The organism is Arthrobacter sp. JSM 101049 (genome assembly GCF_041679245.1).
Classification (GTDB): Bacteria; Actinomycetota; Actinomycetes; order Actinomycetales; family Micrococcaceae; genus Arthrobacter_H.
In genome coordinates this window covers 780423-793462 of sequence record NZ_JBGFFC010000002.1, presented here as the reverse complement: position 1 = coordinate 793462, position 13040 = coordinate 780423, and the positions used below count along the sequence as shown (strand labels likewise).

At 70.3% G+C, this 13040-nt stretch carries 11 protein-coding genes and 1 riboswitch; of the genes, 5 read left to right on the top strand and 6 right to left on the bottom strand.

Annotated features, from left to right (window positions below):
- The first annotated feature begins 1 nt into the window (after position 1).
- A complete protein-coding gene (locus AB8M85_RS08915) occupies positions 2-994 on the top strand; it encodes an SRPBCC family protein (RefSeq protein WP_372698423.1) in 993 nt (330 codons plus the stop codon).
- Positions 995-1012: 18 nt separating this feature from the next.
- On the opposite strand, the gene AB8M85_RS08910 is transcribed toward AB8M85_RS08915, so the two are convergent.
- The 3 genes from AB8M85_RS08910 to AB8M85_RS08900 all read right to left on the bottom strand — a co-directional run bounded on the left by AB8M85_RS08910 (position 1013) and on the right by AB8M85_RS08900 (position 4513).
- Positions 1013-2170: a VIT1/CCC1 transporter family protein gene (locus tag AB8M85_RS08910; protein ID WP_372698422.1), complete on the bottom strand. Its 1158-nt coding sequence runs from the start codon at positions 2168-2170 to the stop codon at positions 1013-1015.
- A gap of 235 nt (positions 2171-2405) precedes the next feature.
- Positions 2406-2684, bottom strand: a complete 279-nt coding sequence (locus tag AB8M85_RS08905; RefSeq protein WP_372698421.1) for a hypothetical protein — start codon at positions 2682-2684, stop codon at positions 2406-2408.
- Between the two features lie 11 nt (positions 2685-2695).
- Positions 2696-2806, bottom strand: a riboswitch (SAM riboswitch).
- Between the two features lie 180 nt (positions 2807-2986).
- Positions 2987-4513 (bottom strand): sodium:solute symporter, encoded by a 1527-nt coding sequence (locus tag AB8M85_RS08900; protein ID WP_372698420.1) that lies wholly within the window; start codon positions 4511-4513, stop codon positions 2987-2989.
- A 186-nt stretch (positions 4514-4699) separates the two neighbouring features.
- Between AB8M85_RS08900 and AB8M85_RS08895 the strand changes: the two genes are divergently transcribed.
- On the top strand, positions 4700-5275 hold the full coding sequence (locus AB8M85_RS08895) for a helix-turn-helix domain-containing protein (protein WP_372698419.1): 576 nt from the start codon (positions 4700-4702) through the stop codon (positions 5273-5275).
- A 24-nt stretch (positions 5276-5299) separates the two neighbouring features.
- Here AB8M85_RS08895 and AB8M85_RS08890 read toward each other — a convergent pair whose 3' ends face one another.
- Together AB8M85_RS08890 and AB8M85_RS08885 are read right to left on the bottom strand one after the other, a co-directional pair.
- Positions 5300-5830 carry a hypothetical protein gene (locus AB8M85_RS08890; protein WP_372698418.1) on the bottom strand — a complete coding sequence of 177 codons (531 nt, stop codon included), beginning with the start codon at positions 5828-5830 and terminating at the stop codon, positions 5300-5302.
- Between the two features lie 39 nt (positions 5831-5869).
- The gene (locus tag AB8M85_RS08885; RefSeq protein ID WP_372698558.1) at positions 5870-7762 is read right to left on the bottom strand and encodes an amino acid transporter; all 1893 of its coding nucleotides are present in this window, start codon (positions 7760-7762) and stop codon (positions 5870-5872) included.
- A 387-nt stretch (positions 7763-8149) separates the two neighbouring features.
- On the opposite strand from AB8M85_RS08885, the gene speB reads away from it, so the two are divergent.
- The 3 genes from speB to AB8M85_RS08870 all read left to right on the top strand — a co-directional run bounded on the left by speB (position 8150) and on the right by AB8M85_RS08870 (position 12111).
- Complete coding sequence (gene speB, locus AB8M85_RS08880) at positions 8150-9133, top strand: agmatinase (protein WP_372698417.1); 984 nt, start codon at positions 8150-8152, stop codon at positions 9131-9133.
- Positions 9134-10837 (top strand): thiamine pyrophosphate-binding protein, encoded by a 1704-nt coding sequence (locus tag AB8M85_RS08875; protein ID WP_372698416.1) that lies wholly within the window; start codon positions 9134-9136, stop codon positions 10835-10837.
- Between the two features lie 335 nt (positions 10838-11172).
- A complete protein-coding gene (locus tag AB8M85_RS08870) occupies positions 11173-12111 on the top strand; it encodes a hypothetical protein (protein WP_372698415.1) in 939 nt (312 codons plus the stop codon).
- A gap of 13 nt (positions 12112-12124) precedes the next feature.
- On the opposite strand, the gene purU is transcribed toward AB8M85_RS08870, so the two are convergent.
- On the bottom strand, positions 12125-13030 hold the full coding sequence (gene purU / locus AB8M85_RS08865; protein WP_372698414.1) for a formyltetrahydrofolate deformylase: 906 nt from the start codon (positions 13028-13030) through the stop codon (positions 12125-12127).
- Between the last annotated feature and the right edge of the window lie 10 nt (positions 13031-13040).

Genomic DNA, 13040 nt, shown 5'->3' with positions numbered 1-13040 from the left:
CATGGAATCGTCACCGTATTTCGTGACCCGACAGCGGCTGGTCCAGGCCCCGCCGGGTGCCATCTTCGAGCTGCTGGCTGATCCGTCGAAGCATCCGCTCATCGACGGCTCCGGCACGGTGAAACGCGCCCGCGCCGAGGAACCGCAACGGCTCAGCCTCGGGGCCGAATTCGGCATGGACATGCGCATCGGCCTGGGGTACCGGATCCAGAACACGGTCGTGGAGTTCGAGGAGGCCCGGCTCATCGCCTGGCGCCACTTCAACGGCCACCGGTGGCGCTACGAACTCATTCCCGCGCCGCGCGGAACGCTGGTGCGCGAGACCTGGGACGCCTCGCGGCTGAAACGGCAGTGGCCGCTAAAGGTCATGGGGTTCACCCGCAGCACGCCGGTGAACATCGAGCGCACCCTGGACCGGTTGGCCGACTACTTCGATCCCACCACACCGCGGCCCACCGACCCGCAGCCGCCGTCCGGCCCCACGCGGCCCCGGAAGGCGAAGCCCCGGACCCCGAAGCAGGCCGCCAAGCAGGCGGCGAAGAACGAAGCGCAGCGGCAGGCCAGGGCCCGGAAAGCGGTGCAGGCCGACGAGGCCGCTGCTGCCCACCAGGCGGCGAAGGCCGAGCGGGCCACCCGGGCAGCTGAAGTCCGGGCGGCGCGCAACGTGGCCCGTACCGAGAAGGCGGCCCAGGGCGAGCAGAAGCCCGTCAAAGCAGCAAAGCCGGCTCAGGTCGCGAAGGCGGCCAAGGCCGTACACGTCGAGCCGATGCCGCCGATCGGGGCCACACCGCGACCACCGGCCTCGCCCCCGCGTCTGCCCTCGCGCGAGGCCATTGCCGCGGCGAAGTCGGGCCGGCCGTTGAAGGCCGCCCCGGCTGCGGAGCCCCAGCCCGCCGCGGCCGCGGCGGCGGACCAGCCGAAGCCGAAGCCCACCGGAGGCCCGGCCACGGGCCGGCCGGAGGTTCCGGCGCGCCGGATGCGCCGCGCCAGCTGACCGGCCGGGTTAGGACGGTCAGGACACGCTGCTGCCGAACAGCAGGCCGAGCAGGTAGGTCACGCCCGCGGCGCCCATGCCGATGGCCAGCTGGCGCAGCCCGCGTTTCAGCGGCGACGCACCGGACAGCAGCCCGACGACGCCGCCGGTCATCAGCAGGGCCAGGCCGACCAGGACCAGGGCGACGATGACGGCGGGCAGGCCGGTGAGCCCGAAGAGGTAGGGCAGGATCGGGATGAGCGCCCCGGAGGCGAAGAAGCAGAAGCTTGAACCGGCCGCTCCGTAGGCCGATCCGAGGGCCTCGTGTTCGTCGTCCCCGGTGTCGGGCAGTTCGGGCTGCAGTGACAACGACGGGTCGCAGTCGCAGGTGAACTTGCCCATGCGCTCGGCCGCCCGGTGCTCGGCGGCCTCCCGGCTCATGCCGCGGGCGCGGTAGACGAGCACCAGCTCGTTGGCCTGCAGGTCCAGATCCGGGGCGGCCACCAGGGTGACCTGCGTGGGTTGCGAGGCGGTGAGCAGTTCGCGCTGCGAGCGGACGGAGACGTATTCCCCGGCGGCCATCGACAACGCCCCGGCGAGCAGGCCGGCGATGCCGGAGAACAGGACGAGTGCGCTGGAGACTCCGGTCGCGCCGATGCCCATGACCAACGCCAGGTTGGACACGAGTCCGTCGTTGGCGCCGAAGACCGCCGCACGGAAGTTGCCGGAGAGGCGGTTGCGCCCCCGCGTGGCCAGACCGCGGACGACCTCTTCGTGGACGAGCTCGTCGGCGGCCATGGTCGCGGTGGCATCGGCGTCGTCCTCATAGGGGGAAGCGCCTTCGGCGCGCTGGGCCAGGGCCAGGACGAAGACGGAGCCGAAGTTGCGGGCCATGAAACGCAGCATGATCCGCCTGGCGGACGGGCGGACCGGTTTGCCGACCTCATCGCCGAGCAGGCCCGCCCAGTGTTCCTCGTGGCGCTTTTCCGCGGCGGCCAGGCCGAGCAGGATCTGGCGTTCCTCGCCGTCCTTGCGGGAGGCCAGGGCATCGTAGATCGCCGCCTCGGCGCGTTCATCGGCCAGGTACTTGCGCCACCTGCGGATATCGGCGGCGGTGGGCTCGGCCGCGGTCCCGGCAGAGGCGGGCGGATCGTCGTCGGCGGGCGGGGGCACTGGCATCGGCGCAACCGGTGTCATCGGGGGTCCTCTAATCGGTTCGTAGTTTCCGCGCTGCGGCGGGGGCGCCGGTCAAAGGGCTGCGGATGCAACGAACCCCGGACCGCCACCAGCGGGCCGAAGGTCTCGTTCGCCCGGCGGTGCCGCCGGGTGGAGTGCCGGACCGCATCGTGGCGGTCAGTATGTCGACAGATCCTCTGTCGCCCGCACCGGGGCCAGCGGTCCGAGTGCGGGCGGGGTGTGGAACTACTCCCCTTCAGCCAACCATCATAGCCGAGCCGCGGTGTTCGCGGACGGGGAGGCGTTCGAGGAAGAACACCTGGGCCTCGCCGTCGGAACGACCGGCGCGGGGGACGCGGACCGTCAGGGCGCAGGACTCGTGGTCCCACACCGGCCGACCAGCGGTGTTGGCCAGGGCATGGTCGAGGTCCTTGGGGTGGGGGGCGATGAAGCGCTCCCATTGGCCGTCTACGTTGAGGCAGACGGTGCCGAGCATCGAATCGAATATGGGAAGAACGGAGACGCTGTGCGTCACGGATTTCCTTTCGTGCGTTCTTACCCGACACGTTGTCGTGCGGGCCGCTTCCTCATCCGAACCACCCGCGAACCTGGGGTTGGTGCGCGGGTAGTCGGAGCTGTTGCCCGCGTCTCATGAAGCTCTTTCCAGCCTAACGCGGATGGACGCGCGACCCAAGCTGTGTCCGGCGCCACCACCGCTGCATCCCAGTGTGGGCGCGGCTAAACCCGCCTGCCGTAACAGGCGGGATTAGCCGGTTTGGGGGTGCTCAGGGCCCACCGGGGCCGGGGACAGGGCACGACGGCGGTGCCCCGCCCCGCTCAGCGGCCTGCGGGGACGCCCTCTGCTTCCACCCGCCCGGAGACCCGGTCGGACCAGTGGGCGGAGACCTCGGGCCGGGTCGCCGGGGTGAGCAGGCTGACCACGATGTAGACCACCAGCGAGGAGGCCAGGCCGTAGTAGATCGGCTCGTTGGCGTAGACGCCGCCGAACTTCTCCTCCGCGCCGATTTCCAGCACGATCATGGTCGTCAGGGTGACGATGGTTCCCGCCGCCATCGACAGTGCGGCCCCCACGCCGTTGCCGCGCTTCCACAGCAGCCCGCCGAGGATGGAGACCAGCAGGCCGCCGACCAGGATGTCGTAGGCGATGGTCAGGGCCGCGATGACGTCGTTGACCACGATCGCCAGCACGATGGCCACCACGCCCAGCCCCAGCACCCAGTAGCGGTTCGCCGCGACGTCGTGCTCGGGGTTGCGCCCCGAGTTGACCTCGATCTTCTTGCCGAACCAGCTCGCCACGAACGGCGTGACGTCGTTGCGGGCGACCGTCGCGGCGGCGATGAGCGCACCGGAAGCCGTGGACATCATCGCGGCGACGGCAGCGGCCAGCACGATGCCGCCGACCACCACGGGCAGCAGGTTCATGGCCACCTCCGCGTAGACGACGTCCTTGCCCAGGTTCTCGATGTCGATGCCGGGCAGTGCGACCCGGGCGGACATGCCGATGACGGCGCCGGCGATGCCGTAGAGGACGCAGTAGATGCCGGCGGTCGACCCGCCCCAGCGGGCGACCGTCGGGGTCTTGGCGGTGAAGACGCGCTGCCAGATGTCCTGGCCGATGAGCAGGCCCAGGGTGTAGACGACGAAGTAGGTGATGATCGTCTGCGCACCGATCCCGTCCCAGCTGAAGAACGCGTCGCGGGCCCGCTCGGGGATCCCTGCGGAGATGCCGCCGAAGCCACCGGCCGCCGAGAGGGCGAAGGGCAGCATCAGGGCGAACACGCCGATGGTCTTGATGACGAACTGGACCTGGTCGGCCAGGGTGATGGACCACATGCCGCCGATGGTCGAGTAGACCAGCACGATGATCCCGCCGACGGCGATGGCCAGCCAGCGTTCCCAGCCGAAGAGGACCACGAAGATCGTGGCGTAGGCGCCGGTCGAGGTGGCGCAGAGCATCAGCGTGTAGGCGAGCATGACGATCGCCGAGGCGTTGGTGGCGTTCTTCGAGCCGTAGCGCAGGGTGAGCATCTGGGAGACGGTGAAGATCTTCAGCCGCTGCAGGCGCGGGGCGAAGAGCAGGCTCAGCAGCAGCACGCCGATGCCGATGGCGATGACCAGCCAGGCGCCCGAGAGGCCGAACTTGTAGCCTAGGCCGACGCCGCCGACGGTGGAGGCGCCGCCGAGCACGACGGCGGCCATGGTCCCGGTGTAGAGGAAGGGGCCGAGGCGCCGCCCGGCGACCAGGTAGTCGCTGCTGTTCCGGGTGCGGGACTTGCCCCACCAGCCGAACGCGAGCATCGCGAGGAGGTACGCGATGACGATCACGATGTTGATGAATTCCATAAGGGGGCCTTATCGATGGGAAGGGAACGGTAGGTGCTTAGAAGTAAACACCTGTTGCACCCTAGGCTAAAGTGAGCTGGCTAACACGTCAATTGGCCTATGCTGTGTGACGGAGTCGTGGCCGGTTGGTTGACCGGCGCGCCACCTCCGCCCACCGCGCAAACCACGACACGGAGTATCCCACCCATGAAGGCGTTGCCCGTCGAGCCCAGCAACATCCCGCTGGCGATCGGTTCGAAGATCCGGGCCGCGCGCCACGCCCAGCGCATGACCATCGAGCAAGTCGCCGAGTCCACGGGCCTGACCAAGGGCTTCCTCTCCCGCGTCGAACGCGACCTCACCTCGCCCTCGGTCGCCTCGCTGGTCACGCTCTGCCAGGTGCTCTCGGTCTCGATCGGCGACTTGTTCGCGCAACCGGAAACGCACGTGGTCCGCCTGGACAGCGCACCGCGGATCTCGCTGGGCGGCCACGGCATCGTCGAGCGGCTGATGACCAGCCGGTCCGAGAAGCGGCTGCAGGTCATCCGGGCCGTCATCGAACCGCGCGGGGAGGGCGAAACCGAGCTGTACTCGGTCGACTGCGAGGTCGAGGTCCTGCACGTGGTCGCCGGGACGTTCATCATCATCTTCGCCAACGAGCGCTTCGAGCTCCGCGCCGGGGATTCGCTGACCTTCCCGGGCCGCGAGCCGCATTCGTGGATCAACCCCACCGACGAGGAGGCCATCGTGCTCTGGACGCTGGTTCCGGCGGCCTCACGCTGATCCGTCTGGCGGCGCCGCACCGGCTCAGCGTCGCAGGGCCGCCGGGCGGGGGAGGCCCAGTGCCTCCAGCAGGTCCCCGAGCAGCCGGTCCAGCTCGTAGCCGGCCTGCGTGGCCTTGTTGAGCCCGTAGCCGGCCAGCTGGGAGCCGGGCTGGTCGAAGGACAGTACGGTGGCCCCCTTCCGGTCGACGTGAAGCTCGATGCGCAGCGGTGCGTGCAGCGCCGTGCCGGGCTCGATGCGGAAGAGCCGGGCCGCCATGGCCAGGTTGCCGATGAGGTACGTGCGGCTGGGGGCGTCGTTGCCGGCCAGGTGCAGCAGGGCCGACGGATCGTGCGTCCAGAAGCGGCAGAGGTCGTAGGCCGCGCCGTATCCGGCCGACCGTTCGAGCTCGCCCCAGGTGGCACCCCGGCTGGCCTGCCGCTCGAGCGCCCCGAGGTCGAGCGCGGGGACCGTGGCCTCGAAATCCCGGCGCAGCGCCTCGAAGGGCCTCGCCGTCGTCACGGTGATCCGGCGCACCGCATGGTCGGTGGTGGTCTCGCTGGCTGGATGCGTCACCCCCTCAGCGTAGGCCAGGGCGGGCGGGCCGCCGTGGCCTCAGCCCACATGGATCCAGGGTCGTCGTTGCACAGTGGGTTCGGCCTCGCGCAGCACCTCCCGCGTCAGGGGTGCGATCTCGCCCTGGCCCAGCAGCAGGAAGGCCGCCAGGTTCCGCACCGGGGACCCCTCGGTCCAGCGGAAATACAGGTGCGGCATGGTGCCGAACTCATCGCGGATCCGCAGGCAGATCGCCGCCAGGGCCGTCGAGATCGACGGGGCGGTGGCCTCCAGGACCAGGTAGCCGTGGCGTGTTGTCCCGCGCACCAGCAGGTCCTGGGCGAAGTCCGAGTAGTCACCGAGCGTGATCTCGATGAACAGCGGCCGTGCCGTCTCGGGCAGGTGGCTGGCGATGCGGGCATGCTCGAGCTTGTGGCGGTAGCGTTCCGCGCTAAACCTGACCGGTTCGTGGGCGATCAGCGAGACCTGGCCGGCCGCGGCAGCCGCGGTGAGCAGGGCGTCGGCCGTGTCGTCGAACTTCACCGTGGTGGCCCGCAGTTCGGTGGAGCGGCGGAAGCGCGAGATGAAGGAGACGAACAGGATCGCGGCGATGAACAGGGCGGCGATGCGCAGGCCGTCGGGCCGCTCGACCACGTTGGCGATCGTTGTGTAGAGGAAGACCAGGACGACGGCGGAGAACGCCACCGTGCGCACGCGTTGGCGTCGGCGCCGGGCGGAGAGGGCGACGGCGACCGCCGCGGAGGTCATCAGCACCAGTACGCCGGTGGCGTAGGCGGCGCCCTGGGCGTCGACGCTGGCCCGGAAGTGCAGCGTCACCAGCACGGCGATCCCGACCAGGACCAGCACCAGCGGCCGGTTGGCGCGCGCCCACTCCGGGGCCATGCCGAACCGGGGCAGGTAGCGCGGGATGAGGTTCAGCAGCCCGGCCAGCGCCGAGGCCCCGGCGAACCAGAGAATGAGGATGGTCGAGAGGTCGTAGACGCTGCCGAATCCCTCGCCGAGCTGCTCGTGCGCCAGGTAGGCCAGGGCCCGCCCATTGGCCGCGCCTCCCGGTTGCAGCTCGGCGGACGGGACCAGCCAGGTGGTGACCACGCAGGAGATGACCAGCAGCACGCTCATGGTGACGGCCGCCGTCGTCAGCAAGCGCTTGGCACCGGCAATCCGCCCGGCCGGATCCGCCTCGGTGTCGGAGGCGCGGCCGCGGATTTGCGGCATGACCGCCACGCCGGTTTCGAACCCGGACAGGCCCAGGGCGAGCTTGGGGAAGACGAGCAGCGCCATGGCCACCATCAGCCAGGGGCTGCCGTGGCTGGTGGTCAACGTGGTCCACCAGTCGCCCACCGGCCCGGGGGCGGCCGCGATGCGCGCCAGGCTGGAGGCCAGCACGACGACGTTCAGGGCCAGGTAGGCTCCGACGATCACGACGGCCAGCGAGATGACCTCGGTGAATCCGCGCAGGAACAGCAGCGTGAGCAGGGCCAGCAGCACCAGGGTGATCGGCACGTTCTTGCCCTCGAACCAGGCCGGGGTGAACGGGTTCTCGATGATGTGGGCGGTGGCGTCGGCGGCGGAGAGCGTCATGGTGATCATGAAGTCCGTGGCCGCGAAACCGAGCAGTACCAGGACCAGGACCTTGCCCTTCCAGTGGGGCAGGAGCCGTTCGAGCATGGTGATCGAGCCCTGCCCGTGCGGGCTTTCGACGGCGACCCTGCGGTAGATCGGCAGCGCGGCGCCCAGGGTGACGATGACCAGGACGAGCGTGGCCAGCGGGGCGAGCACGCCGGCTGCCAGCACGGCGATGGCCGGCTGGTACCCCAGCGTGGAGAAGTAGTCCAGGCCGGAGAGGCACATGACCTTCCACCAGGCCTGTCCGGTGCCGTGGAGCGGAGGGGCCTGTCCCGGGGCGTCGGGACGCGCGATGCCGGCCTCCATGAGCCAGCTGCCCAGGCGGCGCCGGATGGGGTGCTGGTGGCCACGGCCCGGGGCGGGGCGCGGGCCCGCTGTTTTCTTCACGAGGTGGAACACTACGCCGACGGCGCGCGGGCGCAAGAGGACAAGGTCCGTTCCCGGCGTGATCTGCCGCACGCGCGGGCCGGCGGGCGGTCTTGACCCGATGGCGGGGCGGGGCAAGGCTGGGAGCCGCGGACCGCCGTCGTACTGCGCAGTCGTACTACCCGGTCGTACTGCGCCGTGGTCCTGCCGGGCAACACCGCGCTCCTTGACTGTGCCGCGGACCACAAATAGCATGAAGAGCAACAAATGTATCTTATTGGGCAACCGGGGTCGTCGGTCGGCCGGCGCCCGCCGCGAAGGAGAACCATGGAAGAGATCCGCATCGAGGCCAACGGGAACATCGGGCCCATCGATTCCTCCCGCATCCCGCGCTTCGCCGGGGCGGCCACCTACGCCCGGCTGCCGCGGCTGGACCAGGTCACCGGCGCCGGCATCAAGGTGGTCGGCGTGCCGTTCGACGCGGGGGTCTCCTACCGGCCCGGGGCCCGGTTCGGTTCCAACCACGTGCGTGAATCCTCCCGCCTGCTGCGCCCCTACAACCCGGCGATGGACATCTCCCCGTTCGAGAACGTCCAGGTCGCCGACGCCGGGGACATGGCGGTGAACCCGTTCAACATCAACGAGGCCATCGAGACCATCCAGCAGAACGCCCTGGACCTGACCGCCGACGGCTCCTCGCTGATGACCATCGGCGGGGACCACACCATCGCCCTGCCGCTGCTGCGTGCCGCCGCCGAACGCGCCGGCGAGCCGGTGGCCATGCTGCACTTCGATGCCCACCTGGACACCTGGGACACCTACTTCGGCGCCGAATACACCCACGGGACCCCGTTCCGCCGCGCGGTGGAGGAGGGCATCCTCGACACCGAGGCCATCTCCCACGTCGGCACCCGCGGCCCGCTGTATGGCAAGAAGGACCTCGAGGACGACAAGCGCTTCGGGTTCGGCATCGTCACCTCCTCCGACGTCTACTACCAGGGCGTCGCCGAGGTCGTCGCCAAGCTGCGCGACCGCATCGGCAACCGCCCGCTGTACATCTCGGTGGACATCGACGTGCTGGACCCGGCCCACGCACCCGGCACCGGAACCCCCGAGGCCGGCGGCCTCACCAGCCGCGAGCTGCTGGAGATCCTGCGCGGCATGCGCGGCATGAACCTCGTCGGCGCCGACCTGGTCGAGGTCGCCCCGGCCTACGACCACGCCGAGATGACCGGCGTCGCCGGCTCGCACGTCGCCTACGACCTGGTCTCGCTGATGGCCGACCGCCGCACCACGCAGGAGGCCTCCTAGATGTCCACCCCGGCAGAAACCACACCGGCGCCGGTGGCGCCGCGCAACGGCGGCGATCTGGTCATCGAGACCCTCTCCGCCCTCGGGGCGCGCACCGTGTTCGGCATTCCCGGCCAGCACGCCCTGGGCCTGTTCGACGCGCTCTCGCGCTCGGACCTGCACTTCGTCTCCTCCCGGGTGGAGAACAACTCTGCCTTCGCCGCCGACGGCTACTCCCGCGCCACCGGCGAGGTCGGGGTGCTGTTCCTGTCCACCGGCCCCGGGGCGCTGACCTCGCTGGCCGGGCTGCAGGAGGCCTACGCCACCGGCGTGCCGATGGTCGTGATCGCCAGCCAGATCCCGCTCTCCGGGCTGGGGGCCCGGCGCAAGGGCATGCTGCACCAGCTCGATGACCAGAAGGCCTCCGCGGCCAACGTCACCAAGTCCCAGCGCACCGTCCACCACGCCTCCGGCATCCCCTCGGCCATCCAGGACGCCTGGGCCGACGCGATCACCGTGCCGCAGGGCCCGGTCTGGGTCGAGGTGCCCCAGGACATCCTGCTCGCCGAGGTGTTCGTGCCGCCGGTGGTCGACGCCCTGGCAGAGGCGTACGAGCACCCCCCGCGCGTCGAGCTCATCGAGGAGGCCGTGCGCTGGCTGGGCCAGGCCCGCCGCCCGGCGATCGTCGCCGGCGGCGGCGTCCGCCGGGCCGGCGCCGAGGCCGAACTGCTGCGCGTGGCCGAACAACTGCGCGCCCCGGTGATCTGCTCGCCCGGCGGCAACGGCGCCTTCCCGTGGGAACACCCGTTGAGCCTGCAGTCGTGGATCGAGGACCGGCACACCACCGAAGTGCTCGAGGACGCCGACGTGCTGATCGTCATCGGCTCGGCGCTGGGCGAGGTCACCTCCAACTACTTCACGCTCACCCCGCGTGGACGCCTGATCCAGATCGACGCCGAACCCCGGGTCCTCGAATCGAACCAGCCGGCCCTGGGCATCCGCGCCGACGCGCGGGCGGCCCTGGCCTTCCTCTCCGATGCCCTCGAGGCGCACCCGGCCGCAGCCGACGCCGGTGCCCCCGACTGGCACGGGAAGCCACCCGAGCAGGTGGTCACCGAAACGCTGGCGAAGGTCGGCGCACGGCTCGACGCCCAGGACCTGTCCCTGGAGCGGCGGTTCATGGACGACATCCGTGCCGCCGTCCCGGACACGATGCAGACCTACTGGGACATGACGATCGCCGCCTACTGGGGATGGAGCTGCTGGGACGCCCGCGACGGCGAATTCCACTCCGCCCAGGGCGCCGGCGGACTGGGCTACGGCTTCCCGGCGGCCATCGGCGGGGCGGTCGGGCTGGCCGTCGCCGGCAAGACCGGGCCCGCGGGCCGCGTGCTCGCCGTCTCCGGCGACGGGTCCTCGATGTATTCGGTCGCCGAACTGGCCACCGCCAAGCAGCACCAAGCCGCGGTCACCTGGCTGATCGTCGACGACGGCGGCTACGGGATCCTGCGCGAATACATGGAAGGCGCGTTCGGCAAGGCCACGGCCACCGAGCTCGCACGGCCCGACTTCGTGGCGCTGGCCGAATCGTTCGGCATCCCGGCCCGTGCGGTCGCCCCGCAGGACATCACCTCCGCCCTCGAGGAGGCCTTCGCCGCCGAGGGGCCGAACGTGGTGGTCGTGCAGACGCTGTTGAAGATGTTCGCCCCCACCCACCTGGACTGACACTGGCCGTCCCCACTGACCCGGCGTCCCTCCCAGGCAAACCGCCACCGACGCCGGTCCGGGCCGTCCGCGCGCCAGTCCCGCGTGCGCCCTGGAGCATCCGGCCCTCGGCGGGGCGGCGGGCATCTGGGTAGGCCCTGTCCCCGAGCCGCGAGACCAGCCGGAAAACTCCCACGCCGTCGGACGGACAGGTGGTCTGGGATTTGCGGCCGGGTCTCGGGCCTCGACGTACCGGTCGTCGGCCGGCGGGCCGCCCGCGCGGCGCGCTACGGTGTTTCTCCACAGAGTGCGGCCCGTTGGTTCGTCGTGGCGGTCGTCGGTGCGACGATCGGTGGATGCACACCTTGGAGCGGCGCGGAGACGTCGACGATGCGGTCGGACAACTGGTCACCCGGGCCGTACTTGGCCGCCGTGGGATGGGGATGAACGCCATCAACGCCGCGTTGGCCGCCGGAACGCTGGTGCGCGTCAGGAAGGGCATCTACCTGCCCGGCGAGCTCGCCCGCAGCCTGAGCCGCTGGGACAAGGATCTGGTCGCCCTCCACGCGCACGCCAGAGCTGCACGGAACCCGCCCGTATTCGTCGGCGCCTCGGCGGCCCGCTTGTGGAATCTGGACGTCTGGCCCGCCGACCGGTCCATCCACCTGCTGGAACGCGGGACCAACCGGTCCAATACCCACGGCCCGCCGGTCACCTGCCACGACTTGACGATGCGATCCGGCGAGCTCACCGCCCTCCGCGGACTGCGGGTGACGACGCTGGAACGCACGGTCGTCGACTGCATCCGGACCTTCGAGATCGCCTCAGGGGTCATCCTGGCCGATTCAGCCCTTCGGCGCGGGGTCTCGAAGGAGGCCTTGGGCGCCGCGTTGGGCGACAGCACGGGGACCCGGGGGACCGTCCGGGCCGCGCAGGTCTTGGCCCTGGCGGACGGGCGGTCCGAATCGGTTGCGGAGGGGAGGCTGCGTGTGCTCATGCACGTCTGGGGCCTCCCTGCCCCGGTACTGCAATACGAGGTCGCGACGGCTCGTCACCGCTATCGCTTGGACATGGCATGGCCGGACATCGGGCGGGCCGTCGAGGTCCACGGCAACGGCAAGTATTTCCAGTACATGGAGACGTCGGAGAAGCTGCTGCGCGAACGAAAGCGCGAGGCCGAGTTGGCCGAGACCGGCATCACCGTGCTGAACGTCTGGTGGGAACAGCTGCGGCGGCCGGACCTGCGGACACGCCTGCTGAGGCATCTGGCGCCCCTGCTCGAGCAGCCGGGCTGACGGGACGCCCGGCCTAGCGCAGGACGACGGTGCGGTTCTCGAGCAGGAACACGCGGCCCTCGCAATGCCATTTCACCGCATTGGAGAGCGCCTTGCACTCGGTGTCGCGGCCGGCGGCGACCAGGTCGCCGGGGGAGTAGGTGTGGTCGACATCCTGGACCTGCTGCGAGATGATCGGCCCCTCGTCCAACTCGCTGTTGACGTAGTGCGCGGTGGCTCCGACCGTCTTCACGCCGCGGGCGAATGCCTGGTGGTATGGCTTGGCGCCCTTGAAGGAGGGCAGGAACGAGTGGTGGATGTTGATCGTCTTGCCGGTGAGCTTGCGGCTGAGCTCGTCGGAGAGGATCTGCATGTAGCGCGCCAGGACCACCAACTCGACGTCGTAGTCGTCGATGAGCTCCAGCAGCCGGGCCTCGGCGGCCGGCTTGGTGTCCTGGGTGACCGGGACGTGGTGGAAGTCGATGCCGTGCCATTCCACGAGCGACTGGTGGTCGGTGTGGTTGGAAACGACGGCGACGATGTCGATGGGCAGCTCGCCCATCCGGGAGCGGTAGAGCAGGTCGTTGAGGCAGTGGCCGAACTTGGAGACCATGACCAGCACGCGGCGCTTCTCGCTGAGCGGGCGCAGGCTCCAGTGCATCTCGTTCGCCTCGGCCAGCGGGGCGAAGGCCGTGCGCAGGCGCTCCAGCTCGGCGGCGGCGTCCGCGGCGACCTGCGGGAAGTTCTCGCCCGGGCGGCTGACGAAGTGGACGCGCATGAAGAAACGGCCCTCGTGGAAGTCGTCGAATTGGCGCAATTCGTGGATGTCGCCGCCATGGTCGAGCAGGAAACCGGAGACGGCATGGACGATCCCGGGGCGTTCCGGACAATCCAAGCTCAGGACGAATTCGTGCTCGTGGGTTTCGATGGCCGATGCCATGGTGTCCTGC

Excerpts from the sequence above, each read along its gene's own strand:
- AB8M85_RS08875 (WP_372698416.1), top strand. The coding sequence starts at position 9,134 with ATGTCCACCCCGGCAGAAACCACACCGGCGCCGGTGGCGCCGCGCAAC.
- AB8M85_RS08870 (WP_372698415.1), top strand. The coding sequence starts at position 11,173 with ATGCACACCTTGGAGCGGCGCGGAGACGTCGACGATGCGGTCGGACAA.
- AB8M85_RS08910 (WP_372698422.1), bottom strand. The coding sequence starts at position 2,170 with ATGACACCGGTTGCGCCGATGCCAGTGCCCCCGCCCGCCGACGACGAT.
- purU (WP_372698414.1), bottom strand. The coding sequence starts at position 13,030 with ATGGCATCGGCCATCGAAACCCACGAGCACGAATTCGTCCTGAGCTTG.
- AB8M85_RS08895 (WP_372698419.1), top strand. The coding sequence starts at position 4,700 with ATGAAGGCGTTGCCCGTCGAGCCCAGCAACATCCCGCTGGCGATCGGT.
- AB8M85_RS08915 (WP_372698423.1), top strand. The coding sequence starts at position 2 with ATGGAATCGTCACCGTATTTCGTGACCCGACAGCGGCTGGTCCAGGCC.
- AB8M85_RS08900 (WP_372698420.1), bottom strand. The coding sequence starts at position 4,513 with ATGGAATTCATCAACATCGTGATCGTCATCGCGTACCTCCTCGCGATG.
- speB (WP_372698417.1), top strand. The coding sequence starts at position 8,150 with ATGGAAGAGATCCGCATCGAGGCCAACGGGAACATCGGGCCCATCGAT.
- AB8M85_RS08885 (WP_372698558.1), bottom strand. The coding sequence starts at position 7,762 with ATGGAGGCCGGCATCGCGCGTCCCGACGCCCCGGGACAGGCCCCTCCG.